Source organism: Nocardia sp. NPDC055050 (genome assembly GCF_053608345.1).
This window is the reverse complement of record NZ_JBSGVG010000013.1, coordinates 149241-170560: the sequence shown is the minus strand read 5'-3', so window position 1 is coordinate 170560 and position 21320 is coordinate 149241. Positions and strand designations below refer to the sequence as shown.

Annotated in this window: 24 protein-coding genes; 11 read left to right on the top strand and 13 right to left on the bottom strand. The window is 67.8% G+C overall.

The window, feature by feature from the left end; genetic code table 11:
• The first annotated feature begins 189 nt into the window (after positions 1 to 189).
• The 3 genes from ACWGCN_RS16530 (at position 190) to ACWGCN_RS16520 (ending at position 2842) form a co-directional block, all read left to right on the top strand.
• Positions 190 to 657 (top strand): SRPBCC family protein, encoded by a 468-nt coding sequence (locus tag ACWGCN_RS16530; protein ID WP_378989756.1) that lies wholly within the window; start codon positions 190 to 192, stop codon positions 655 to 657.
• Between the two features lie 46 nt (positions 658 to 703).
• Entirely contained in the window at positions 704 to 1258 is a 555-nt protein-coding gene (locus ACWGCN_RS16525; RefSeq protein ID WP_452457322.1) for a type 1 glutamine amidotransferase domain-containing protein, read from the top strand.
• Between the two features lie 105 nt (positions 1259 to 1363).
• Positions 1364 to 2842: an FAD-dependent oxidoreductase gene (locus ACWGCN_RS16520; RefSeq protein ID WP_452457323.1), complete on the top strand. Its 1479-nt coding sequence runs from the start codon at positions 1364 to 1366 to the stop codon at positions 2840 to 2842.
• 37 nt (positions 2843 to 2879) lie between these two features.
• On the opposite strand, the gene ACWGCN_RS16515 is transcribed toward ACWGCN_RS16520, so the two are convergent.
• The 3 genes from ACWGCN_RS16515 to ACWGCN_RS16505 all read right to left on the bottom strand — a co-directional run bounded on the left by ACWGCN_RS16515 (position 2880) and on the right by ACWGCN_RS16505 (position 3858).
• Entirely contained in the window at positions 2880 to 3080 is a 201-nt protein-coding gene (locus ACWGCN_RS16515; protein WP_378989752.1) for a hypothetical protein, read from the bottom strand.
• A gap of 122 nt (positions 3081 to 3202) precedes the next feature.
• Positions 3203 to 3586, bottom strand: a complete 384-nt coding sequence (locus ACWGCN_RS16510; RefSeq protein ID WP_379316801.1) for a DUF1304 domain-containing protein — start codon at positions 3584 to 3586, stop codon at positions 3203 to 3205.
• Positions 3583 to 3858 (bottom strand): hypothetical protein, encoded by a 276-nt coding sequence (locus tag ACWGCN_RS16505; RefSeq protein WP_452457324.1) that lies wholly within the window; start codon positions 3856 to 3858, stop codon positions 3583 to 3585. Before ACWGCN_RS16505 ends, ACWGCN_RS16510 begins: the two co-directional genes overlap by 4 nt.
• 131 nt (positions 3859 to 3989) lie before the next feature.
• Here ACWGCN_RS16505 and ACWGCN_RS16500 point away from each other — a divergent pair, with 131 nt between their 5' ends.
• Together ACWGCN_RS16500 and ACWGCN_RS16495 are read left to right on the top strand one after the other, a co-directional pair.
• Positions 3990 to 4577 carry a hypothetical protein gene (locus ACWGCN_RS16500; protein WP_452457325.1) on the top strand — a complete coding sequence of 196 codons (588 nt, stop codon included), beginning with the start codon at positions 3990 to 3992 and terminating at the stop codon, positions 4575 to 4577.
• Positions 4578 to 4671: 94 nt separating this feature from the next.
• Complete coding sequence (locus ACWGCN_RS16495) at positions 4672 to 5238, top strand: hemerythrin domain-containing protein (protein ID WP_449960886.1); 567 nt, start codon at positions 4672 to 4674, stop codon at positions 5236 to 5238.
• Between the two features lie 209 nt (positions 5239 to 5447).
• On the opposite strand, the gene ACWGCN_RS16490 is transcribed toward ACWGCN_RS16495, so the two are convergent.
• Together ACWGCN_RS16490 and ACWGCN_RS16485 are read right to left on the bottom strand one after the other, a co-directional pair.
• Positions 5448 to 5987, bottom strand: coding sequence for a DUF6328 family protein (locus ACWGCN_RS16490; RefSeq protein WP_452457326.1), 540 nt, complete (start codon positions 5985 to 5987; stop codon positions 5448 to 5450).
• A gap of 534 nt (positions 5988 to 6521) precedes the next feature.
• Complete coding sequence (locus tag ACWGCN_RS16485) at positions 6522 to 6878, bottom strand: hypothetical protein (protein ID WP_452448450.1); 357 nt, start codon at positions 6876 to 6878, stop codon at positions 6522 to 6524.
• 214 nt (positions 6879 to 7092) lie between these two features.
• Here ACWGCN_RS16485 and ACWGCN_RS16480 point away from each other — a divergent pair, with 214 nt between their 5' ends.
• Positions 7093 to 7866 carry a phosphotransferase family protein gene (locus ACWGCN_RS16480; RefSeq protein ID WP_452457327.1) on the top strand — a complete coding sequence of 258 codons (774 nt, stop codon included), beginning with the start codon at positions 7093 to 7095 and terminating at the stop codon, positions 7864 to 7866.
• On the opposite strand, the gene ACWGCN_RS16475 is transcribed toward ACWGCN_RS16480, so the two are convergent.
• The gene (locus tag ACWGCN_RS16475; RefSeq protein WP_452457328.1) at positions 7863 to 8954 is read right to left on the bottom strand and encodes an alpha/beta fold hydrolase; all 1092 of its coding nucleotides are present in this window, start codon (positions 8952 to 8954) and stop codon (positions 7863 to 7865) included. The two genes, ACWGCN_RS16480 and ACWGCN_RS16475, sit on opposite strands and share 4 nt — an antisense overlap.
• Positions 8955 to 9123: 169 nt before the next feature.
• Between ACWGCN_RS16475 and ACWGCN_RS16470 the strand changes: the two genes are divergently transcribed.
• Both ACWGCN_RS16470 and ACWGCN_RS16465 read left to right on the top strand, forming a co-directional pair.
• On the top strand, positions 9124 to 10521 hold the full coding sequence (locus ACWGCN_RS16470) for a sensor histidine kinase (RefSeq protein WP_452457329.1): 1398 nt from the start codon (positions 9124 to 9126) through the stop codon (positions 10519 to 10521).
• A gap of 23 nt (positions 10522 to 10544) precedes the next feature.
• Positions 10545 to 11186: a LuxR C-terminal-related transcriptional regulator gene (locus tag ACWGCN_RS16465; RefSeq protein WP_387447028.1), complete on the top strand. Its 642-nt coding sequence runs from the start codon at positions 10545 to 10547 to the stop codon at positions 11184 to 11186.
• 18 nt (positions 11187 to 11204) lie between these two features.
• Here ACWGCN_RS16465 and ACWGCN_RS16460 read toward each other — a convergent pair whose 3' ends face one another.
• From ACWGCN_RS16460 to ACWGCN_RS16430, 7 genes are all read right to left on the bottom strand, one after another.
• On the bottom strand, positions 11205 to 11720 hold the full coding sequence (locus ACWGCN_RS16460; RefSeq protein WP_379314284.1) for an SRPBCC family protein: 516 nt from the start codon (positions 11718 to 11720) through the stop codon (positions 11205 to 11207).
• Positions 11699 to 12352 (bottom strand): TetR/AcrR family transcriptional regulator, encoded by a 654-nt coding sequence (locus ACWGCN_RS16455; RefSeq protein ID WP_452457330.1) that lies wholly within the window; start codon positions 12350 to 12352, stop codon positions 11699 to 11701. The genes ACWGCN_RS16460 and ACWGCN_RS16455 overlap by 22 nt, the downstream gene beginning before the upstream one ends.
• A 17-nt stretch (positions 12353 to 12369) precedes the next feature.
• Positions 12370 to 13266 carry a 3-hydroxyisobutyrate dehydrogenase gene (mmsB, locus tag ACWGCN_RS16450; protein WP_452457331.1) on the bottom strand — a complete coding sequence of 299 codons (897 nt, stop codon included), beginning with the start codon at positions 13264 to 13266 and terminating at the stop codon, positions 12370 to 12372.
• A complete protein-coding gene (locus ACWGCN_RS16445) occupies positions 13263 to 14333 on the bottom strand; it encodes an enoyl-CoA hydratase/isomerase family protein (protein WP_452457332.1) in 1071 nt (356 codons plus the stop codon). Before ACWGCN_RS16445 ends, mmsB begins: the two co-directional genes overlap by 4 nt.
• A complete protein-coding gene (locus ACWGCN_RS16440; protein WP_452457333.1) occupies positions 14330 to 15469 on the bottom strand; it encodes an acyl-CoA dehydrogenase family protein in 1140 nt (379 codons plus the stop codon). Before ACWGCN_RS16440 ends, ACWGCN_RS16445 begins: the two co-directional genes overlap by 4 nt.
• A 7-nt stretch (positions 15470 to 15476) precedes the next feature.
• On the bottom strand, positions 15477 to 16976 hold the full coding sequence (locus ACWGCN_RS16435) for a CoA-acylating methylmalonate-semialdehyde dehydrogenase (protein WP_452457334.1): 1500 nt from the start codon (positions 16974 to 16976) through the stop codon (positions 15477 to 15479).
• Between the two features lie 224 nt (positions 16977 to 17200).
• Positions 17201 to 17818 carry a TetR/AcrR family transcriptional regulator gene (locus ACWGCN_RS16430; RefSeq protein ID WP_378989735.1) on the bottom strand — a complete coding sequence of 206 codons (618 nt, stop codon included), beginning with the start codon at positions 17816 to 17818 and terminating at the stop codon, positions 17201 to 17203.
• A 98-nt stretch (positions 17819 to 17916) separates the two neighbouring features.
• Between ACWGCN_RS16430 and ACWGCN_RS16425 the strand changes: the two genes are divergently transcribed.
• The 3 genes from ACWGCN_RS16425 to ACWGCN_RS16415 are packed head-to-tail and all read left to right on the top strand — an operon-like array spanning position 17917 to position 21319.
• Complete coding sequence (locus tag ACWGCN_RS16425) at positions 17917 to 18798, top strand: metal-dependent hydrolase (protein WP_387446941.1); 882 nt, start codon at positions 17917 to 17919, stop codon at positions 18796 to 18798.
• Entirely contained in the window at positions 18795 to 19826 is a 1032-nt protein-coding gene (locus ACWGCN_RS16420; RefSeq protein WP_452457335.1) for a PDR/VanB family oxidoreductase, read from the top strand. The genes ACWGCN_RS16425 and ACWGCN_RS16420 overlap by 4 nt, the downstream gene beginning before the upstream one ends.
• Before the next feature lie 20 nt (positions 19827 to 19846).
• Positions 19847 to 21319, top strand: a complete 1473-nt coding sequence (locus ACWGCN_RS16415) for an aldehyde dehydrogenase family protein (RefSeq protein ID WP_452457336.1) — start codon at positions 19847 to 19849, stop codon at positions 21317 to 21319.
• The last annotated feature ends 1 nt before the right edge of the window (position 21320 follow it).

Here is a 21320-nt window from a genome sequence, read left to right as displayed (position 1 = left end):
TGGACGGTTGACGATCACCACGGCCGGTGGATCAGCTCCGGTGTGGGTGGCCGATAACCGGGTATAGCCCGGTATCGCGCACCTCCGCCGGCAACGAGCTGACGCTTTCCGTTCGAGCGTGCAGGCAGGAGCAGGTACGCGTCGATGTGACCGAGCGAGAACAACGCGGCCGAGGAGGCGATTCACGACATGGTCCAGGTGACGCGCACGATCCATGCCCCGGTGGAAGAGGTGTTCGCGGTGCTCGCCGATGGATGGTCCTATGCGAGTTGGGTCGTCGGCGCCTCCCACATCCGCGACGTGGACGACACATGGCCGGAGGTGGGAGCTCGCATTCATCACAGTGTCGGACCGTGGCCGTGCACCGTCCAGGACACGACGTCGGTCCGCGCCATCGATTCGCCGCACAGCATCGAACTCGACGCCAGGCTCTGGCCGATCGGCGCCGCGGTAGTCCGGGTGGAGCTACGCGCCATCGACCCCACGTCGTGTGAGGCCGTGATGACCGAACGCGCCGTTCGCGGACCGAGTCGGTTGTTGCCGCACGCGGTCCAGGCGCTGCCGCTCGTGCCACGTAATCGCGAATCGTTGTCGCGGCTCGCCGACCTCGCCGAGGGCGGATACCCGGATGCGAGAGCCGAGGGCCGGGACGGGTGACGGCCATGCCCACGAACGTAACCCCATTGATCCGAAGGAGTGCACGGTGCCTCAGCAACCACTGACCGGAAAGCACGTCGCCATCCTGGCCACCGACGGAGTCGAACAGGTCGAACTCGTCCAGCCACGCGACGCCGTCGAGGACGCGGGCGCCACCACCGCATTGCTCTCCTTGGCGAACGGCGCTATCCAGGCCATGAACCACGACGTCGAGAAGGGCGACACCTTCCCGGTGGACCGACGCGTCGCCGAAGCAGCCGTCGACGACTTCGACGCGCTCCTGCTCCCCGGGGGCACCACCAACCCTGACAAGCTCCGCCAGGACCCCGCGGCGGTCGCCTTCGTCAAGGAGTTCGCCGCCACCGGCAAACCGATCGGCGTCATCTGCCACGGACCGTGGATCCTCGTCGAGGCCGACGCCGTCCGCGGCCGTACCCTCACCTCCTACCCCAGCGTGCGCACCGACATCCGCAACGCCGGCGGCACCGTGGTCGACCAGGAAGTCGTCACCGACAACGGCTTGGTGTCGAGCCGAAATCCCGCCGACCTGCCCGCCTTCTGCGCCAAGATCGTCGAGGAATTCGCCGAGGGCAGACACTGAACTCGGCCCGGGTAAGCGGCACTTCCGCTTCGCGGCGGTCGCCTGGCGCTGGTATCGCTGTCGAATTGCGTCGTTTCGTTCGGCGTATCGGGGTATGCGGCCCGCATGACATCGTTGTGGTTCGCAGGTACGCCGACGCCGGCCCGGCTTCCGCTCGCCGGTGACATCGAGGTCGACACCGTGGTGATCGGTGCCGGGATCGTCGGACTGACCACCGCCTTGCTCCTGGCCGAGCAGGGCCGCCAGGTCGCCGTCCTCGAGGCACGCCAGATCGGCGCCGTGACAACCGGCGCGTCCACCGCGAAGATCTCCCTGCTGCAGGGAACTCGCGCGCAGGCGATCGCCCGCCGGCACGGCACCGACGCTCTGTCGACGTATCTGGTCGCGAATCAGGCGGGCTTCGACTGGTTGCTCGACTTCTGTATCGACCACCAGATCGCGACTCAGCGCGTTCCCGCGGCCACCTACGCACAGAATGCCGGTGAGTTCGCGGCGGTCCGCGCCGAGTACGAGGCCACCCGAGCGGTAGGACTGCCCACCCAGCTGATCGACGAGTTCGACGTCCCTTTCCCCACGCACGGCGGTGTCCGGCTCAGGGAGCAAGCGCAGGTCGATCCGGTCGCGGTTCTCACCGCGCTCGCGGCCGACATCGAGGCGAGCGGCGGCTGGATCTTCGAATCGACGCGCGCACGGCGACTTCGCCGACGCGAAGGTCGCGTGGTGATCGGCACCGACCAGGGCGAGGTCTCGGCGGCGAACGCGATCGTGGCGACCGGATCACCGGTGTTCGACCGGCTCGGCCTCGCGGCACAACTCACGGCCCAGCGGTCCTACCTGGCAGCGTTCCAGGTTCCCGGACCGATTCCGCAAGAGATGTTCATCAGCGCAGGCCGACCGATCCGTTCGCTGCGCTGGTGCCCCACCGAGGCCGACGACGTCCTGCTGGTCGGTGGTAGCGGCCACGACGTCGGCCGCGTCGATTCCGAGGCCGATCATGTCCGGGATTTGCTGGACTGGACGAATCTCTGGTTCCCCGGCGCGCGGCTCCTCGATCGTTGGTCCGCGCAGGACTACCACCCGATCTCCGAACTGCCCTATGTCGGGGCGGTGCAGCTCGGTGCCGACGAGGTGCAGTGCGCGACCGGTTTCGCCAAGTGGGGCATGACCAACGGCGTCGCCGCCGCACTGGTGTTGGCCGGCAGGCTGACCGAGCGGCAGCCCGCGTGGTCGCGAGCCTACGACGGCTGGCGTTCCGGTGCGGTGAAGTCACTGGTCGCGGGTGTGCAGGCCAATACCGCAGTGGCACGGCACCTGTCGACCGGATGGCTGCACCTGCTCGGCACCGACGCGGGAACGACGCCGCCCGAGGGAGAGGGCAGGGTGGAGCGTCGCGGCCTGCACCCGACCGCGCTGTGCACCCTCGCCGGTGAGACCCACACGGTGTCGGCGGTCTGCACACACCTGCGAGGCATCCTCAACTGGAATGACGCGGAGAAGACCTGGGACTGTCCGCTGCACGGGTCCCGTTTCGCAGCGGACGGCGCGGTGCTGGAGGGCCCAGCGACCGCACCGCTTCCCCACTGATTGTCCAGCGCGTTGCCGACTGGCTATGCCGAGCCGATCAGGTCCGATCGTCGTCGGTGGTTCCGGTACGCCGACCGAACTCGTCGCTCTCGGGAGTCAGGGTCAGTGCGTCCTGCGGGTCGAGGCCTGCCGACACGGACCACTCGCCACGCAACCGCTGGATCGCGGCTTCCTCGCCACCGCTATCGGCGAGCTCGATGTCGCGACGCCACTGAGCGATGATGTCCAGGGGATCCATGAACTTCTCCTCCTCCGACGATGTGATGACCTGCTCGCGCGGCCTACGGCCGCATCGTCGTGTTACCTCGAAATCCGCGTCCCAAACAGCCGCGCACCGATGTCGGGTCGTGGATGACGCGCTCACAGCCGGGCGATCACCAAGGCGGCGCAACCGATCAGTGGTGGTACCAGCTGGATCAGGGCCGGACGCGCCTTGTCCGGCGAGGATGCGAGCAGCACCACACCGGCAGCCACCATCGAACCGGCCCCGGCCAGCACGAGCGCGAGCCCGATTCCCTTGTCCCCGAACGCGGTGAACCCCATGCCGATCGCCGCCACTACGGCCAGGAAGAGGTTGTAGAACCCCTGGTTGAAGGCCATTTCCTTGGTGGCCTCGGCCTCCGCGGCGGATATTCCGAAGGTCGCTCGCGTCCGCGCCGACGTCCACTGCAGTGACTCCATCACGAAGATGTAGCCGTGCAGCAGCACAGCGACTCCGGTGAAGATCAACCCGATCGCGGTCATCGATCCGCCTCGCCCGGGCTTCCGGCTTTGCCTTTGCCTTGGCCCTTGCCTTTCCCCTTGCCCTTCCCTTTACCGCCGGCGTCGCTGTCCGGCTTACCGCCTTCGTCGCTGTCGCCGATGGCTTCGGCTGCGCGTTTGCCGATCTGGCCGCTCTCATCGTGGTGCAACTGCGTCGAGGGAAGTGATCGGGGCGCAGCGGCCGCTGTTCCGGCCGCCACGAAAGCGATCGTGACGCCGATCGCCAGGGCGGACGCGATTCTGTGAGTCGACAACGTGTATCCCCTTCTCGTCGTGGAAGTGGTACGTCGGAGATGAACCGATCCAGCCTATAGGCGGCAACACCCATCCGCGGGTCTGCGCGCAGCGAAGTCCGTCGCGATTGCGCACAACCATTGGAGGATCTGTGAAGACTGAACTCGACGAGATAGCCATCGCGAGCACCGTGAAGGCCGGGCACCGTGCACTGCGTGTACAGGTCGGCGATCCTCGCCAAGACCATGCGACACAGGGATGGCGGTGCACGTACCGCGTTGTCGGCAGTCCCGTTCGCGAAGCTCGCGGACCGGACAGGTTGGCTGCCATCTATGCCGCGTTGATCGACATTTCGCACGCCGCGACGCTCGTCAGCTCGTCGGGCCGCCCTGACGACTCGGACCACTCGCGAGTACCCGTGCATCCTCCCCTGCCGGTAGTCGGCACCTCCGCATCCGCCGCGAAGGCCCGCGAGTTCGGTCCGCCGCTGGCGGCCAAGGCCGTGCACACCACTGGGGGTCCGGTGGTGATCACGCTCGGACGACCCCGCCAAGACCCCGATCGACCGCACACCTTTCTCTGCCCCTTCCGGATCGACGATCGCACCGAAGCCTTCGGACAGGGGATCGACGAGGTGCGCGCGGTGATCTCGGCGGTCCGCGGTGTGGGCTCCATCCTGGGGATCCCGCTGGACTGGCCCGCGCCGCGCACCGTCGCGCGGGGACAACAACGGCGCTGACCAGGAAGGCAGCGTCGGTGCGTTATCGTCGGCTACCGGCGAAGAAGCAAGCTGCCCCGACCATCCATGCTGACCTGACAATCAGGGAGGAATCGTGGACATTACCCAGCTGATCCTTGATGACCACCACGAGCAGCGGCGGCTGTTCGCGATCGTGGAACAGATCGATCGCACCGACACCGGTGCGCTGTCATCGATCTGGGACAGACTCGCGGCTTTCCTCGAGCTACACGCGCAGGCCGAAGAGGAGATCTTCTACCCCGCGCTGCTCGAGACGGGGATCGCGGCCAGGCGCACGAGCGCGGTGGAGGACGAGACGCTCGATGCCATCCACGATCACAACGAGATCAGAGACGCGGTGGCCGACGTCGCGCGTCATCACGTGGGCACCGATGACTGGTATGCCGCCGTCGCGGCGGCCAACCTCGCCAACAGCGACCACATGGCAGAGGAAGAACGCGAAGGCCTCACCGAATTCCGCCGGTTGGCCCCGGTATTGCAACGCCACCGGCTGGCTGTCACGTTCGCCGCCTACGAGGCGCGCCACTACGCCGGTGTCCGGCCGGTCGACAAGGATCCCGGCAGCTATGTCCGCGCCGTGGAGGAGCAGGAGCCCCTGGCGAACGGATCGCTCGCCGTGGGCAGTCTGAAGCAGAACTGACTCGAGACGTCGGGGAAATCGGCGCCCCTGTTTCGACCCGATGCGCTCGGGTATCGCGCGGTTGTAGATCGAACCACAGACCGCCGCCGGGAACAGGATGGCCGACCTCCTGACCGGCGGGCGGGCGGTTGCCGGGGTCAGCGCGTCCCGTTCGGGCGCTGTCCCACACGACGGCCCCGGCAACCGCCAACCACTCCGCGCCGGAGGAGTCAGCGTTCGGGTGGGTCGGCCCGTTCGACACCGAGTTGCTGGTCGTCGAAGGCGCCCTGCGCTGATCGGCGATGTGCGAGCCAGGGTCGAACCAGCCAGGTCCCGATGAACAGTGCACCGAACACCACCCCCGCTACCGCCGCCGCGACAGGGCCCGCCACGACATCGAAGAGCAGCACCGCCACTCCGACAAGTGCCACGCCGAGCAGTATCACTCCGGTGAGCGCGAGTTGATTCGACGCCGAGACCAGCCACGCGAGCTGATGCCGGCGAAACAGCAGCCGATGCGCGGCCACGGGGGCGACCAGCAGCGCGGTAGCGCAGATCGAGGCGGTGAGAACGACCAGGTACAGCACCCGCATCGACGTGCTCAACGAATCGAATCGAGGCTGGAACGGCAGCACCATCAGAAACCCGGTGAGCAGTTGAACGCCGGTCTGCACCACGCGCAATTCCTGCAGCAGTGATGCCCAGTTCCGGTCGAGTCGCTGGATCTCGGTCTCGCCACGAACGCGCTGATTCCAGGAAGAGTCATCCATCACCAGACCCTCCTGCCTCGGCGCTCCGAATACGGTCCATCGCCGAGCCGAGAACCCAGCTTGCGGCGGTGACTCGAGAACGCGCCGCCGTCCTCCACCGAAGTGATCACCCCAGTATTCACCTCCACGACAGAAAGTACGTCGGATACTCGGTCGAATCCGTACCCCATGGGCTATTACAACAGGACGGTCACAACGCCTGACAGACGAATACTCGCGTGCTCAAATGGGTACTACCAACCGCTCGTGAGAACGCAGGAACAGCCGGGACACCGCGAATCCTGCCGGTGCCGAGGAAATCGCGCTCGGGTGTAGTAGTCCTACCGGATCACCGGCCACAGTCCCCGCAGCGTCGGCGAAAGCACAGTTCCAGAAAGACCGAGGAAGTTGTCATGCGCTATTCCGACCATCTCGCACTCGACTTCGTTGATCCCGTGCCCGAATCGGAACCTGAAGCACCATTCGTCCACTGGCCCGAACCCAGTCCGTTGCAGTCATGGTGGACCGAGATCATGGGCGGGATCAGGAACAGAGCTATGCCGTGATCGTGCCGGCCCCGATAGCCAGGTAGGCCGTCATCAGAATGAACAGAAACCAGCCCGCGCCCTGCCATGTCCGCCACGAGTTGCCCGCCCGCCACCGCTGGTAGGTCTGGATGAACGCGCCGATACCGCCGAGCAGCACAACGGCCGAGGGGCCGATCACGATGGCCGATTCGGACAGGGTGTCACACAGGTGCGTCTGCGCGTCCGCGCACGCACCCCGGTTGGCCGCCCACACGTTCACGGCGGCGAAGACAAGAGCCGCGACACCCACCACGCAGACGACGTAGAGCACGGCACGCCGGTATTGCCCGTCGTCGGCCCCCGGCTTTTCGACGTCGTCGGCCATCAGCAGTGCCGCGAGACAGTCGACAACTCCGAGCTCCTCGCCGACCCGGATTCGATGGTCCTCGGCATCACGACACCCTCTCTGAGCGCGGTCTCCTACCGCGCTACCCGCGCTGGAACATCCGAAACAGAGATGGATTCGCGCGTGCATACGACGAACCCCGTTGCGCGAAAACCCGGCGATGTTCGTCGAAATCCCGGCCATACTGGCCGACGTGGAAGCAGTCGAAGTCGTTGTCGCCCATCACGAGCGCGCGACGGTGCGTGCGGGCGAGGTGTTCCTGAAGATCGACACCGACCAGGCACGCACCGACGTCGAGGTCGCAGCAATGGCAGCCGCACCGATTCCGACACCGGAGATCCTGTGGCGCGAGCCGCCCGTCCTCGCACTCGCCGCGCTCGCGGGTCGCGCACTCGGCCGCCTCGGTGAACCGTCGACCGCATCCGCGGCGGCGTGGTCCGCGGCAGGCGCCACTGTCCGGATGTTGCACGACGCGCCGCTGCCACCCCGACCGGGTCGCCGCCTCGACGAACTCACCTCGGAACTCGATGGTGAATGCGAGTGGCTCGTCACCAACAGCGTGCTTCCCCCCGACCTGGTCACCCGTAATCGCCGGATCGCCGAGTCGGCATTGCGGCCGTGGACACCGGTGTTCATCCACGGCGATCTTCAAGTCGCCCACGTGTTCGTCGCCGGTGACGAGGTCACCGGGGTGATCGACTGGTCCGAGGCCGCCCGCGGCGATGCCATGTACGACCTCGCCACCCTGACGCTCGGGCACGAGGAACACCTCGACGAGGTGATCGCCGGGTACGGCACCGGCGTCGACCTCGACGTGATCCGGGCGTGGTGGTCGTTGCGCAGCCTGCTGGGAGTCCGCTGGCTGGTCGAGCACGACTTCGACCCGAACTCGCCCGGCTGCGAGGTCGATGTGCTGAAAACCCAGGCAATGCGAGACCGACGAGGGAGTCAGCGCCGTCCGGCCTAGTTTTCGTCGAGAAATCTCGAGAGCTGTTCGATGACGGCGAGTGGCTGCTCCTGCTGGACCCAGTGCCCGGCATCGGGTACCGAATAGGTACCGGTGAACTGCGCGCACACGTCTTCCGCCATGGTGCGCAGTGCGCCGGGCGATTGCCAAATACCCCAATCGCATCGGCCGGCAATGAATTGGGTGGGCACTTCGATACGTGGGACGGTCGGCGTTTCTGTGAGCGGCAGGGTGAGAGCTCTGTACCAGTTGAGTGGGCCCTGGAATTCCGTGCGACCGAATTCTCGAGCGTAGAAATTCAGTTCTTCGTCGGTCAGCCAGGCACAGTCGGCCCGCTCCTGCGGTGAAGGTAAGTGCGGCGCTACTGTTTCCGGTATGCCGACGCCCGCGTCCATGACGTAGTACCGCGGCAGGAGTGCCAAATCGGCCGCGGTCGGTCCCGGGAGTTGTCCGGCGTCCACATTGCCCGGCCAGTCAGCGCTCTTCATATGGAAATACGCGCGCAGAAAGTCGGCGATCCCTTGCGGGGCATGGTAAATGTCTGCGGCGCTCGAGGTTCCCGCGAAATAATGCTGGTAGTGCCTGCGCGGTGGTGACAGCGCGCGCAGGGCGTCGTCGAGTTCGGTCGAGGACTTGGGGATTCCCGCACCGGCGAACGGCGCGCTCATCATCGTCAACGAGCTGATGACGTGTTCGCCGCCGAGCGTGGCCCATCCCGCGACAACAGAGCCGAAGTCGTGCCCGACCAGATGCGCCCGGTCATAGCCGAGTGCGCGAACCAGACTCAGCGCGTCGCGGGCCAGGTTGTCGGTTCGGAAGGACGCCAGGTCGGTGACATCGCTGCCCGTCGTTCGGCCGTAGCCGCGTTGATCAGGGGCGACCACATGAAATCCGGCGTCGGCCAGCGGCGCCAAGACCTTGCGCCACGAGTACGCCAGTTCGGGGAAACCGTGCAGCAGCACCACCAGCGGACGACCGGAACGGCTGTGGCCGGCTTCGAGAACGTGCACACGCAACCCGTTGACGTCGTCGACGAAACGAGACCTCACTCCCTCCGCCAGCCCCGGAAAGTCGACGTCCTGACCCATAGCGCCCTCCTCCACCCGCGAATGTGGTTGCGCCGCATTCAAACACGGACGCGGACAATCCGGCCAGCGGTCGTTCTCCCTCGACCGAGTCGATGGTGTAGCTCGCTACACCATCGACTCGGTGGACAGCTCGATCGTATTTCCGGCCCGCGACGACAACCATGGAGTCATGACCGAGACACCAGCCGAGCAGACACTCGTGGTCGATATCGCCGGCGAACCCACCGTGGCGCTCGATGCCACGCAGGAGACACCGCAGCGCCGGACGGGCCCGCTGGGGGCGATCTTGCGCGCACCGTTCGAGGCCAGGACGTGGAAGGAGCTCGCCTATCTGGTCCTGTCGTTCGTTCTGGGCTGTGCGGCTGTGTGCTATCTGTTCTTCGGGTTCGGCGGCGGGCTGTACGCGTCGATCGTGCTCATCGGTATCCCGTTGCTGGCGGGGGTGCTGCTCGGCGGGCGGGTGTGGGGCCGGATCTACCGGTTCCTCGGGCGCGGGCTGCTCGGCGCCCACGTCGAATCACCACCGGATTTCACCAGGTCGAGCGGCTTTTTCGGTTTCCTGAAGAGCGCGTTCACCGATCGGCCGAGCTGGCGGGCGGTGTTGTTCCTGCTCGCGCAGTCGGTACTCGGTGTCGCGGTGGGCTGGGTCGTCCTCGTGACGATCGCGATGGTCGGGTTCACGGCGATCTCCCCCGTGCCGTGGGCGCTGCTCGATCCGGTGCAGGTGGACGACAACGGCGTGGAGCACCACAGTCTCGCGCAGTTCGGAACGTTCTACATCGATACCTGGCCGCGGGCGCTCGCCATGGCCGGGATCGGCATTCTGCTGTGCTTCGCGCTGCCGTGGCTGATCCGGGCAATCTGCTGGGTGCATCGGATGCTGATCGTGCACCTGTTGGCGGCGACACCGCGCGACCGGCAACTGGCGCAATTGCGGGCCAGCAGGCGCGCCGCGGTGGACGACGCGACCGCCACGTTGAGCCGGGTCGAGCGCGACCTGCACGACGGCACGCAGGCGCGGCTGGTCACCATCGCCATGGCGCTGGGCAGGGCCGAAGAACGACTGGCCGCGGGCGGCGACGCCCGTGACCTCATCGCCGAGGCGCGCGCCAACTCCAAGGAGGCGCTCACCGAACTGCGCGAACTGGTGCGCGGCATCCATCCACCCGCGCTCGAACTCGGTCTCGGCCCGGCGCTGGAGACGCTCACTGCCCGCTGCGCGGTGCCGGTCGACCTGCGTGTGCAGATCCTGCGGCGACCGAGCCCGGCCATCGAGGCGATCGCCTACTTCTCCGTCGCCGAGCTACTGACCAATGTGGTCAAACACGCGCACGCGAACCGGGTGGCGGTGTCGGTGCTGCCCGACAGTCTGCGGTCCATCGCGGTCACCGTGCGGGACAACGGAATCGGTGGTGCGCCCCGTCCCGGCACGCAGACCGTCAGCGGTAGCGGGTTGGCCGGGCTCGCCGCCCGCGCTCTCGCTGTCGACGGCACGCTCACCGTCGACAGTCCCGCCGGTGGGCCTACCGTGGTGACCATGATCCTGCCGAATGAGGGCCCGCAGTGACCGCGGGTGGTGCGCACGGACCGTTGCGGGTGGTGATCGCCGAGGACAGCGCGATCCTGCGCGACGGGCTGGCCGGGCTGCTCACCGAACGCGGTCACGAGGTGGTGGCGATGGTCGGCGACGCGACGTCGCTGAGCGAGGTCGTCGGCACCCACCGGCCCGATGTCGCGGTGGTGGATGTGCGGATGCCGCCCAGCTTCACCGACGAGGGCCTGCTGGCCGCCATCGAGCTGCGCAGGAAGTATCCGGATACCGGCGTGCTCGTGTTCTCGCAGTGGATCGAGACCCGGTACGCCACAGAGCTTCTCGCCGCCGGAGCCAGCGGCGTCGGCTACCTGCTCAAGGATCGCGTCGCCGACGTCGGTGACTTCGTCGACGCGCTGCACCGGGTCGCCACCGGCGGCACCGCACTCGATCCCGAGGTGGTGAGTCAGCTGATGGGCGCGTCCCGGCAACAGGATTCGCTCGCCCGGCTCACCCCGCGCGAGCGGGAGGTGCTCGAGCTGATGGCGCAGGGCCTCACCAACAACGCCATCGCCACCTCGCTCACCGTCACCGAGCGGGCCGTCGAGAAGCACATCGGCAATATCTTCACCAAACTCGATCTGCCACCGTCGGATACCCGCCATCGCAGGGTGCTGGCGGTGCTGCGGCTCAAGGGATGAGCCGCAGACGACGCACCGTCAGACGGCAGGGCCGCTGTTCGGCGCTGTCGCGGCGACACTGCCCGCGATGCCCTTGGCGATGGAGCCGGTGATCCGCTCGGTCACCGCGCTCGTCGAGCGCAGCAGCAGTTGCAGCGCGGGCTTGCCCTCCACGGCGAAGGTCCACGTCAGCCGGGTTCCCGTGGCGGTCGGCGTCAGCTCGATGTCCTCGGCGAAGCGGCGCAGGCCGGGGATCGAGGCGAAGTCGACGGTAAAGGTCATGCGCCGCTGGTCGTCCCAGCGGTAGAAGCGTTCGGTCAGCGCGGCGATGCGCCCGAGGGTGACGACGCGGCAGGTGCCGACGCCGAACGGGCGCGGCGTGGTCCACCGCATGCCGGTGACCAGCCCGGACCACGACACCAGCGCGTCATCGGCGACCAGGGCCGCCCACACCGCCGAGGGCGGCGCGGCAATGTCGATGACGTGGACGTAGCGGTTCGCCGCGTTCGCGAGGAACGCGTCGTCGGATTCGGTCAATGCGAAAGCCTGAGCCATGACTGTCCTTGTTCTTCCTGTTGTCGATCGACTGTCGATAATCCGTTCCAGCACAGGGCGGCCGCGGTGTCGACCGCGTCGCTTTTGGAGATCGGCCGCCCTGCCACCAGCCAATGGCCGGCCGTGAGGCGGCTGATACCCACCAGCGCCCAGGCGTGGATCTCGGCCCTGGCCTCGTCCACCCCGCCCGCGCGCAGTTCCACACTCACCAGGGCGGCGCAGTCGCGCATCGCGGTGCGCACCCGCCATTCGACCGACGGCTCGCTGGGCACCGGCGATTCGAACACCAGCACATACCCGCCGACGTCGTGTTCGACGAAGTCGAAGTAGGACATCACCGCCCGGCGCACCCGCTGCCGTGGGTCGGTGTCGCGGGCGACGGCGGCCCGGACGCCGTCGACCATCCGGTCCAGATTGTGCTGCAGCACAGCGAGATACAGGTCGAGTTTGCCCGCGAAGTGGTCGTAGAGCACCGGTTTGCTGATCCCGGACCGCGCGCTGATCTCCTCCATCCGGGCGCCGTGGTAGCCCTGCGCGACGAACACGTCTTGCGCGGCGACCAACACCGCCTGTCTGCGGCGGGCCCGCGCGGCGGGCCCCCGCAGACCGAGCGGTGACGTGTCGGTTCGCACCTAGCTGTCTGCCTCGGTCACCGGCCGGCCTCTGCGGACCGGTCCCGGATGTCGGTGACAATGGCGGAGAAGTCGCGCCCGGCGTCGGTCTGGTTGAACCGCGCGTAGATCGCGGCGGCGAGTTCGCCGAGCCGGCCGTCGACCCCGTTGGCCTGCAACGCGTTCGCGGCCAGGGTGAGGTCTTTCGACATCAGCGCGGTAGCGAAGCCGGGCTGGTAGTCGTTGTTGGCCGGGCTGGTGGGGACCGGGCCGGGCACCGGGCAGTAGCTGGTCAGTGCCCAGCTCTGGCCGGATGCGGTGGAGACCACGTCGAAGAACGACTGATGGCTCAGGCCGAGCCGCTCACCGAGAACCAGTGCCTCCGACAGGCCGATCATGGAGATCCCGAGCAGCATGTTGTTGCAGATCTTGGCGGCCTGACCGACGCCGGAGTCACCGCAGTGCACCACCTTGCCGCCCATTACCTCCAGCACATCGCCGGCGTCGGCGAAGTCGGCGGCCGTGCCGCCGACCATGAAGGTGAGGGTGCCCGCGGTGGCACCGGCCACCCCACCGGAGACCGGTGCGTCCAGCGGCCGATGTCCGGCCGTCACAGCCTGGGCCGCAGCGGCTTTCGCGTCGGCCACGTCGATGGTGGAACAGTCGAGGAACAGGGTGCCCGGCGTGGCGGCGGGCAGCAGCTCGGCGTAGACGTCGAGGACGAGTTTGCCGTTGGGCAGCATGGTGATCACCACGTCACGGTCGACGGCGGCCTCGACGGCGGTGGCCACCACCGTCGCGCCGTCGGCGCGCGCCTGCTCCTGCGCGGCGGGCACCGGGTCGTAGGCGAGCACGTCGTAGCCCGCCCGCACCAGATTCGCCGCCATCGGGCCGCCCATGTGGCCGAGCCCGAGGAAACCGATCGTCTTCGTCATCGCTGTGCCTCCGCTGTCGTCGAACCCAGTTCCGCCGCACCGAGACCGGCGAAGTACGCCGCCACCTGCTCGTCGGTCACCTCGGCGAGGGTCGCGGGCCGCCACTGGGGATTGCGGTCCTTGTCGATCACCTGGGCGCGGATGCCCTCGACCAGGTCGTGCGAGCCGAGTGAGGCGATCGAGACCCGATATTCCTGGTCCAGCACCGCCTCGAGGCTCGGCAGGTCCTGTGCGGCACGCAAGGCCCGCAGCGTGACCTTCAGCGCGACAGGGGATTTCGCGAGGAGAGCAGCGGCTGCCTCGACGGCCTCGGGCGCTTCGTCGGCCTGGAGCCGCGCCGCGATCTCCTCGACGGTGTCCGCGCTGTAGCAAGCGTCGATCCAGCGCTGCTGTGCGAGCAGGTCCGAGGCCGGCGCGGACTCGGCGAACTTCGCGATCGCCGCGTCGACACCGACGGTGCCCAGCGCGTCGAGCAGCTCGGGTAGTGCGTCGGAGGGCACGTAGTAGTCGGCGAATCCGGCCGCGATCGCGTCGCCCGCGGACATCCGCGCGGTGGTCAGCGCCACGTGCGTACCGAGCTCACCCGGTGCCCGCGAGAGCAGGTAGGTGCCACCGACATCGGGGACGAATCCGATACCGACCTCGGGCATCCCGATCTTGGACCGTTCGGTGACGATGCGGTGGCTGCCGTGCCCGGCCAGGCCGACGCCGCCGCCCATCACGATGCCGTCCATGATCACCACGTACGGCTTGGGATAGCTGCCGATCAGCGCGTTGAGCAGGTACTCGTCGCGCCAGAACCGCCCGGTCGGCGAATCGGCGCCCGCTGTACCGCCTTTCGCGTCGGCGTGAATGGCGACGATGTCGCCGCCCGCGCAGAGCCCGCGCTCCCCCGCGCCGGTGACCACGACGGCGCGCACCGCGTCGTCGTGGGCCCAGGAGCGCAGCGCGTCGGTGATGGCCAGTGTCATCGCGTGATTGAGCGCGTTGATGGCCTTGGGCCGGTTCAGGGTGATCAGGCCGAGACCGTCACGGACGGCGATCAGCACCTCGGGTTCGTCGGTCATGCTGCTCCGATCAGCGAGCGGGCGACAACCACCCGCATGATTTCGTTGGTGCCCTCGAGGATCTGATGCACCCGCAGGTCGCGCACGATCTTCTCCAGGCCGTATTCGTGCAGGTAGCCGTAGCCACCGTGCAATTGCAGTGCCTTGTTGGCCACGTCGAACCCGGTGTCGGTGGCGAATCGCTTCGCCATCGCGCACAGCGATACCTTGTCCGCCGCGTCCGCGTCGAGCGCGGCGGCGGCCCGCCACAGCAGCGTCCGCGCCGCCTCCAGTTCGGTGGCCATGTCGGCCAGCTCGAACTGTAGTGCCTCGTTGCGCACCAAGGGTTTTCCGAAGGCGTGGCGTTCGGTGAGGTAGCGGACCGTCTTGTCGAGCGCGGCCTGCGCGCCGCCGATCGAGCAGGCGGCGATATTGAGCCTGCCACCGTTGAGGCCGTTCATCGCGATCGAGAAGCCGTCGCCCTCCTCGCCGAGCCGGTTGGCGACCGGCACCCTGGCACCGTCGAGGATCACCTGCCGGGTCGGCTGCGCGTTCCAGCCCATCTTCCGTTCGTTCGGTCCCACCGTCAGACCCGGTGTGTCGGCTGGGACGATCAGCGCCGAGATGCCGCGCGGGCCGTCCCCGCCGGTTCGCACCATCATCACGTACACGTCGTTGGCGCCGGCGCCGGAGATGAATTGCTTGGCGCCGGACAGGATGTAGTCCTCGCCGTCGCGAACGGCCTTGGTACTCAAGGCCGCCGCGTCGGATCCGACGCCCGGTTCGGTGAGCGCGTAACTGCCGAGCAGCTCCAGCGCGGCCATTCCCGGCACCCACCGGTGGCGCTGCTGCTCGGTGCCGTAGGCATCGAGCATCCAGGTCGCCATGTTGTGGATGGAGATGTACGCCGCGACCGAGGGGCACCCGGTCGAGAGCTGTTCGAAGATCCGCACCGCGTCGAGCCTGCGCAGATCGGAGCCGCCGACATCGGCGCGCACCGAGATGCCGCCGAGGCCGAGCGGGCCCGCCTTGTGCAGCACGTCGACCGGGAAGTGTTTGCGCTCATCCCAATCCAGCGCGTTGGGCGCCAGGAACTCGTCGGCGAACTGGCGCGCGGTCTCGCCGATCGCGCGCTCGTCCGCATCGAGGGTGAACATCGCCGCCTCAGTCCATCGTCGGGATGACGAAAGCGTTGGACTCCTTGAGCCCGGCAGGCCAACGCTGGGTCACCGTCTTGGTCTTGGTGTAGAACCGGATCGAATCCGGGCCGTGCTGGTTGAGATCGCCGAAGCCCGAGCCCTTCCAGCCACCGAAGGTGAAGTAGGCGATCGGCACCGGAATCGGCACATTGACCCCGACCATGCCGACCTGCACCCGAGCGGAGAAATCGCGCGCGGTGTCACCGTCGCGGGTGAAGATCGCGACACCGTTGCCGTATTCGTGCTCGTCGACCAGCTTCAGCGCTTCTTCGTAGTCGCCCGCGCGGACCACGGTGAGCACCGGGCCGAAGATCTCCTCTTTGTAGATCCGCATGTCGGCGGTGACATTGTCGAACAGGCTCGCGCCGACGAAGAAGCCGTTCTCGGCACCCTCGACGCTCAGGCCGCGGCCGTCGACCACCAGGTCGGCGCCCTCGTCGACCCCGATCTGGACGTAGTCGTTGACCCGGTTCACCCCGTCGAGCCCGACCAGCGGCCCGAAGTCGGCGCCCGCGTCGTCGGAGCGCCCGACATTGAGCTTGTGCACCCGCTCGGTCAGCTTCGCGACCAGCCGATCAGCGGTCTCCGCGCCCACCGGCACAGCCACCGACAGCGCCATGCAGCGCTCCCCCGCGGACCCGTACGCCGCACCGATCAGCTGATCGGCGACATCGTCGAGGTCGGCGTCGGGCATCACGACCGCGTGGTTCTTTGCCCCGCCGAAACACTGTGCGCGCTTGCCGTTGGCGGTCGCGGTCTCGTAGATGTACTGGGCGATCGGAGTCGAGCCGACGAAACCGACTGCCTTGATCCGCTTGTCGCCCAAGATCGTGTCGACGGCTTCCTTGTTGCCGTTGACCACGTTGAACACCCCCGGCGGCAGACCCGCCTCGAGGAACAGTTCGGCCAGGCGCAGCGGCACCGACGGATCGCGTTCGGAGGGCTTGAGCACGAAGGCGTTGCCGCAGGCCAGCGCCGGGCCTGCCTTCCACAGCGGGATCATCGCCGGGAAGTTGAACGGCGTGATACCGGCGACGACACCCAGCGGCTGACGCATCGAGTACACGTCGATACCGGTGCCCGCGCTGTCGCTGTACTCACCCTTGAGCAGGTGCGGGATACCGATGGCGAACTCGATGACCTCGAGGCCGCGCTGGATGTCGCCCTTGGCGTCGGCGATGGTCTTGCCGTGCTCGGAGGAGAGCAGCGCGGCCAGGCTGTCCATCTCGTCGTTGACCAGGTTCACGAACTTCATCAGCACCCTGGCCCGCTTCTGCGGGTTGAACGCCGCCCACCCCGGCTGAGCCGCGGCCGCGTTGTCGATCACCGCGCTCACCTCGGCGGCATTCGCCAGCGGAACCCTGGCCTGCACCTGCCCGAGATTCGGATCGAAGACGTCGCCGAAGGCGCCGGAAGTGCCGGTGACGTGCTTGCCGCCGATGAAGTGCGTGAGTTCGCGAACCATGCCAGTCCTACTCCGTTGATGTCGGTCGCGCGGTGTGCGCAGTTGGAGGGTTTCCAATAGTTGGATGTCCAAGTAATTGGTACCTTCGCAGTCCGGCCCGGTGTTTGTCAATGCAGGGACCGACACTATTGACATACGGCCAACAAAGTAGTGCAGAACTCGAGACCAGCTACGCGGGGGCCGACCGGGTCACCGAGGACCGGCCCCCGACGCGGAGCCCGCGCTTACAACCCGGCTACCAGAATCGGAACCACATACGTGCGGGCGAACGCCGCCAATGCCTGCTCCGAGCCGGTGTCGATGGTGCCCACCGGCTGCAGGATCAGCGAGTGCACCACGCGGCAGACCACTTCGACCCGAGCGCTCAGGTCGGGAATGTCGGGGAATCGGCTGTCCTCGAGCACCTTTCGGAGGATCTCGGTGGACGCCGCGACCGAGAGCAGGAAGAACGACGCCCCGTCGACGGTGAGCTGGGGCAGCAGGCGGTCGGCCTCCAGCGTGAGCAGCCGCTCGACCAATGGGTGCGCCCGCCAGCGCGTGATCACGGTGGTGAACACGTCGACGACGATGTCGTCGAAGGTGTCGTGGCGCGCCGGGATCTCACCCAGGTCGGCCAGCAGCCTGCGCACCTCCCGTTCGAAGGCCGCGCTCACCACATCGTCGCGCGAACCGATCCGCCGGTAGACGGTGGCGCGGTCGACGTCGGCGGCCTTGGCGATGTCCTCGATCGTCGTCTTGCGCACGCCCACCCGCTCGAACTGCACGAGGGCGGCATCGAGAATTCGTTCTTCGACGGAGTCGGCGGTGGGCGAATTTCCCGAGGTCGCGGCGGTGGAGAGCACGCTTCGACGGTATCAGGCGCGGCGGGTCCCGATCACAACCGCAGATCAGATCCGTCTGCAACATTGCGATACTATTTGTTGCACTGTACGGTTCCGATATGGCTGATAACGGTGCAACGGCGCGCTCCTATCAGGAACAAGCGCACGCAATTCACGCGCGGGATGTGCACTTCGACTTCTCGTCGGTGCCCCTGCACTACATCCCGGGCGAAGTCCTCGCGACACATGTCACCAACGTGATGCATCTCGTCCTCCCCGAGGGCGAACGGGCGATGGCCACCTGCCTGGCCGAAGCCCTGCCCTATATCGAGGACGAGCGGCTGCGGGAGGAGGTCACCGGGTTCATCGGCCAGGAATCGATGCACGCCAGCAGCCACGAAGGCGCGCGGCGGCATCTGCAGTCGATCGGACTCGATGTCGAGTCCTATGTCGCCAAGATCGCCTGGCTGGTCGACCGGATCCTGGGCGACCAGGGACTCACCGGCCGCGCCAAGGAGCAATGGCTCAAAGAACGCCTCGGCCTGTTCGCCGGGATGGAACACTTCACCGCCGTCATCGGCGAATGGCTGCTGGAATCGGACGTACTCGCCGAGCTCGGGATGGACCCGACCATGCTCGACCTGGTGCGCTGGCACGGCGCCGAGGAGGTCGAGCACCGCAGCGTGGTGTTCGACGCCTACATGCACGTCGACGGCGGCTACGCCCGCCGACTGCGCACCGGGCTGCTCGCCAGCGGCACCCTGCTGCCGCTGTTCGTCGTCTCGACCGCGTACCTGTATCGCCAGGATCCGAGCAAGGACAAGGGCCGCTCCTGGGCCAGGCAATTCGTCAGCGCCACCGTGCGCGGGGTGATTCCGAGCTTCACCACGTTCGTCACCGAGATGCCGCGCTACCTGCGACCGAGTTTCCATCCCTCCCAGCTGGGTTCGATGGACAACGCCCTGCGGTATCTGGCGCACTCGCCGGCGGCTCGCGCGTGAACCCTCCCGCGGGTGTCGCGACACCGAGCCTGCGAGCCCTCGGTGCCGCCGTCGACATCTACAAGAAGGTTTTCACCCAGCCCGCGCTGTCGCCACCACATCCGGTGCGGCACAACGGCTTCGATCTCGACGTGCGGGTGGAAGCGGTGCACGCCGAGGCCGCCGACGTGGTGAGTCTGACCCTGGTGGGCACCGAGGGCGGGGACCTGCCGTCGTGGCGGCCGGGGTGCCACATCGATGTCTTCCTCGCCTCGGGCCGCCAGCGCCAGTACTCCCTGTGCGGTGACCCGCGCGACCGGCATCGCTACCGGATCGCGGTGCGCCGCATAGACAACGGCGGCGGCGGATCGCGGGAGATGCACACCCTGCGCGCCGGTGACGTGTTGCGCATCCGCGGTCCGCGCAACGCCTTCACCTTCGTCGAGACCGCGCCGTCGTATCTGTTCATCGCCGCGGGCATCGGGATCACGCCGATCCTGCCGATGGCTCGGGCGGCCGGTTCCCGAGGGCGACTGGTCTATCTGGGCCGTTCGCGCGAGACCATGCCGTTCCTGGCCGAGCTCCCGCCAGGCGCCGAGGTGCGCCCCGACGACGAATTCGGCACACCCGATCTGCCCGCACTGCTGGCCACCGCCGCCCCCGGTGCGGCGGTCTACGTGTGCGGTCCTCCCCCGGTGCTCGACGCCGCCCAACGCAGCCTGTTCGCGCTGAATCCCACTGCCTCGCTACACACCGAACTGTTCTCGGCGCGGCCGGTGACCGACGGCAAAGCCTTCGACATCACCCTCGCGCGCAGCGGGCGGACCGTGCGCGTCGAGAGCACCGAAACCGCGCTCGACGCGATCCGCCGGGTGCGCCCCGACGTCGTCTACTCCTGCCGACAGGGGTTCTGCGGCAGCTGCAAGACCAAGGTCCTCGCGGGCTCGATCGATCACCGCGACCGACTGCTCCCCCCGGGCGAGCGTGCCGACCACCTCCTCACCTGCGTGTCCCGTTCCGCCGGTGGCGCACTCACGCTGGACCTCTGACCGCGAAAGGCACGCCTCCCGTGACCACCACCCTCAGCTTCGACGTCCACAGCCCCGCGACCGGTGCCCTGGTCGGTTCCTATCCCAGCCACGACGAGAGCGCCGTCGAGGCCGCCGTCGAACGGGCCCACGGTGCCGCGACCTGGTGGCGCACCGCGGGTTTCGACGAACGTGCGCGTCGTCTCGATCGCTGGCGCGCCGAGATCACCCGCGGCCGTGACGAACTCGCTCGCATCATGAGCCAGGAGATGGGCAAACCACACTCCGACGCCGCGCTCGAGATCGTGATGGCGCTCGAACACCTGAAATGGGCCGCGCACAACGCGAAAGACGTGCTCGGCCCGCGATCGGTCGCGCCCAGCCTGTTGACCGTCAACCAGGCCTGCCGGCTCGAGTACCGCCCCTTCGGCGTGGTCGGGGTGATCGGCCCCTGGAACTACCCGGTGTTCACCCCGCTCGGCTCGATCTCGTTCGCCCTCGCCGCGGGCAACGCGGTGGTGTTCAAACCCAGCGAGTACACCCCGGGAGTCGGCGTCTGGCTCGCCGAGGCGTTCGCCCGCGCCGTCCCCGAACAGCCGGTGCTGCAGGTGATCACCGGCGGCGGTGAGACCGGCGCGGCGCTGTGCCGCAGCCGGGTCGGCAAGATCGGGTTCACCGGTTCCACCGAGACGGGCAAACGCGTGATGGCCGCCTGTGCGCAGCGGCTCACGCCGGTGCTCATGGAATGCGGCGGCAAGGACGCACTCGTCGTCGACGCCGACGCCGACCTCGGCGCCGCCGCCGACGCCGCGCTGTGGGGTGGCATGGCCAATGCCGGGCAGACCTGCCTCGGAGTGGAGCGGGTGTACGTCCACACCGACGTCTACGACACCTTCCTCACCGAACTGCTCGATCGGGCCCGCGGCCTGCGAGCCGGGTCGGGAACAGCGAAGATCGGTCCGATCACCATGCCCAAACAGCTGGCCGTGATCCACCGCCACATCGAGGACGCCCTCGCGCGCGGCGGGCGGGCGTTGCTGGGCGGCCTCGACGCCATCGAGGGCCAGTTCGTGCAGCCGACCATCCTGGTCGACGTGCCGCACGACGCCGCGGCGGTCACCGAGGAGACCTTCGGCCCGACGCTGGTCGTCACCCGGGTCGCGTCCATGGACGAGGCGATCGAGCGGGTCAACGACTCGGAGTATGGCCTCGGCGCCACCGTCTTCGCCCGCCGCGACGGCGACGCCATCGCCGACCGCATCGACGCGGGCGCCACCTCGATCAACGCGTTCGTCGCGCACGCCACCATCCCGGCGCTGCCGCTGGGTGGGGTCGGCGCCTCCGGCTTCGGCCGGGTGCACGGTCCCGACGGTCTGCGCGAGTTCACCTACGCCAAAGCGACTACGCGGCAGCGGTTCCCCTCGCCGCTGGCGCTCACGACATTCACCCGCAGCGCCCGGATCGACATCGTCGTCGATCGCCTGGTCTCGGTGCTGCACGGAAGGATCGGCTGAC

What these genes read in the sequence shown, in the direction of transcription:
- ACWGCN_RS16530 (WP_378989756.1), top strand. Translation starts at nt 190, where the DNA reads ATGGTCCAGGTGACGCGCACGATCCATGCCCCGGTGGAAGAGGTGTTC.
- ACWGCN_RS16520 (WP_452457323.1), top strand. Translation starts at nt 1,364, where the DNA reads ATGACATCGTTGTGGTTCGCAGGTACGCCGACGCCGGCCCGGCTTCCG.
- ACWGCN_RS16515 (WP_378989752.1), bottom strand. Translation starts at nt 3,080, where the DNA reads ATGGATCCCCTGGACATCATCGCTCAGTGGCGTCGCGACATCGAGCTC.
- ACWGCN_RS16510 (WP_379316801.1), bottom strand. Translation starts at nt 3,586, where the DNA reads ATGACCGCGATCGGGTTGATCTTCACCGGAGTCGCTGTGCTGCTGCAC.
- ACWGCN_RS16490 (WP_452457326.1), bottom strand. Translation starts at nt 5,987, where the DNA reads ATGGATGACTCTTCCTGGAATCAGCGCGTTCGTGGCGAGACCGAGATC.
- ACWGCN_RS16485 (WP_452448450.1), bottom strand. Translation starts at nt 6,878, where the DNA reads ATGGCCGACGACGTCGAAAAGCCGGGGGCCGACGACGGGCAATACCGG.
- ACWGCN_RS16475 (WP_452457328.1), bottom strand. Translation starts at nt 8,954, where the DNA reads ATGGGTCAGGACGTCGACTTTCCGGGGCTGGCGGAGGGAGTGAGGTCT.
- ACWGCN_RS16470 (WP_452457329.1), top strand. Translation starts at nt 9,124, where the DNA reads ATGACCGAGACACCAGCCGAGCAGACACTCGTGGTCGATATCGCCGGC.
- ACWGCN_RS16460 (WP_379314284.1), bottom strand. Translation starts at nt 11,720, where the DNA reads ATGGCTCAGGCTTTCGCATTGACCGAATCCGACGACGCGTTCCTCGCG.
- mmsB (WP_452457331.1), bottom strand. Translation starts at nt 13,266, where the DNA reads ATGACGAAGACGATCGGTTTCCTCGGGCTCGGCCACATGGGCGGCCCG.
- ACWGCN_RS16445 (WP_452457332.1), bottom strand. Translation starts at nt 14,333, where the DNA reads ATGACCGACGAACCCGAGGTGCTGATCGCCGTCCGTGACGGTCTCGGC.
- ACWGCN_RS16440 (WP_452457333.1), bottom strand. Translation starts at nt 15,469, where the DNA reads ATGTTCACCCTCGATGCGGACGAGCGCGCGATCGGCGAGACCGCGCGC.
- ACWGCN_RS16435 (WP_452457334.1), bottom strand. Translation starts at nt 16,976, where the DNA reads ATGGTTCGCGAACTCACGCACTTCATCGGCGGCAAGCACGTCACCGGC.
- ACWGCN_RS16425 (WP_387446941.1), top strand. Translation starts at nt 17,917, where the DNA reads ATGGCTGATAACGGTGCAACGGCGCGCTCCTATCAGGAACAAGCGCAC.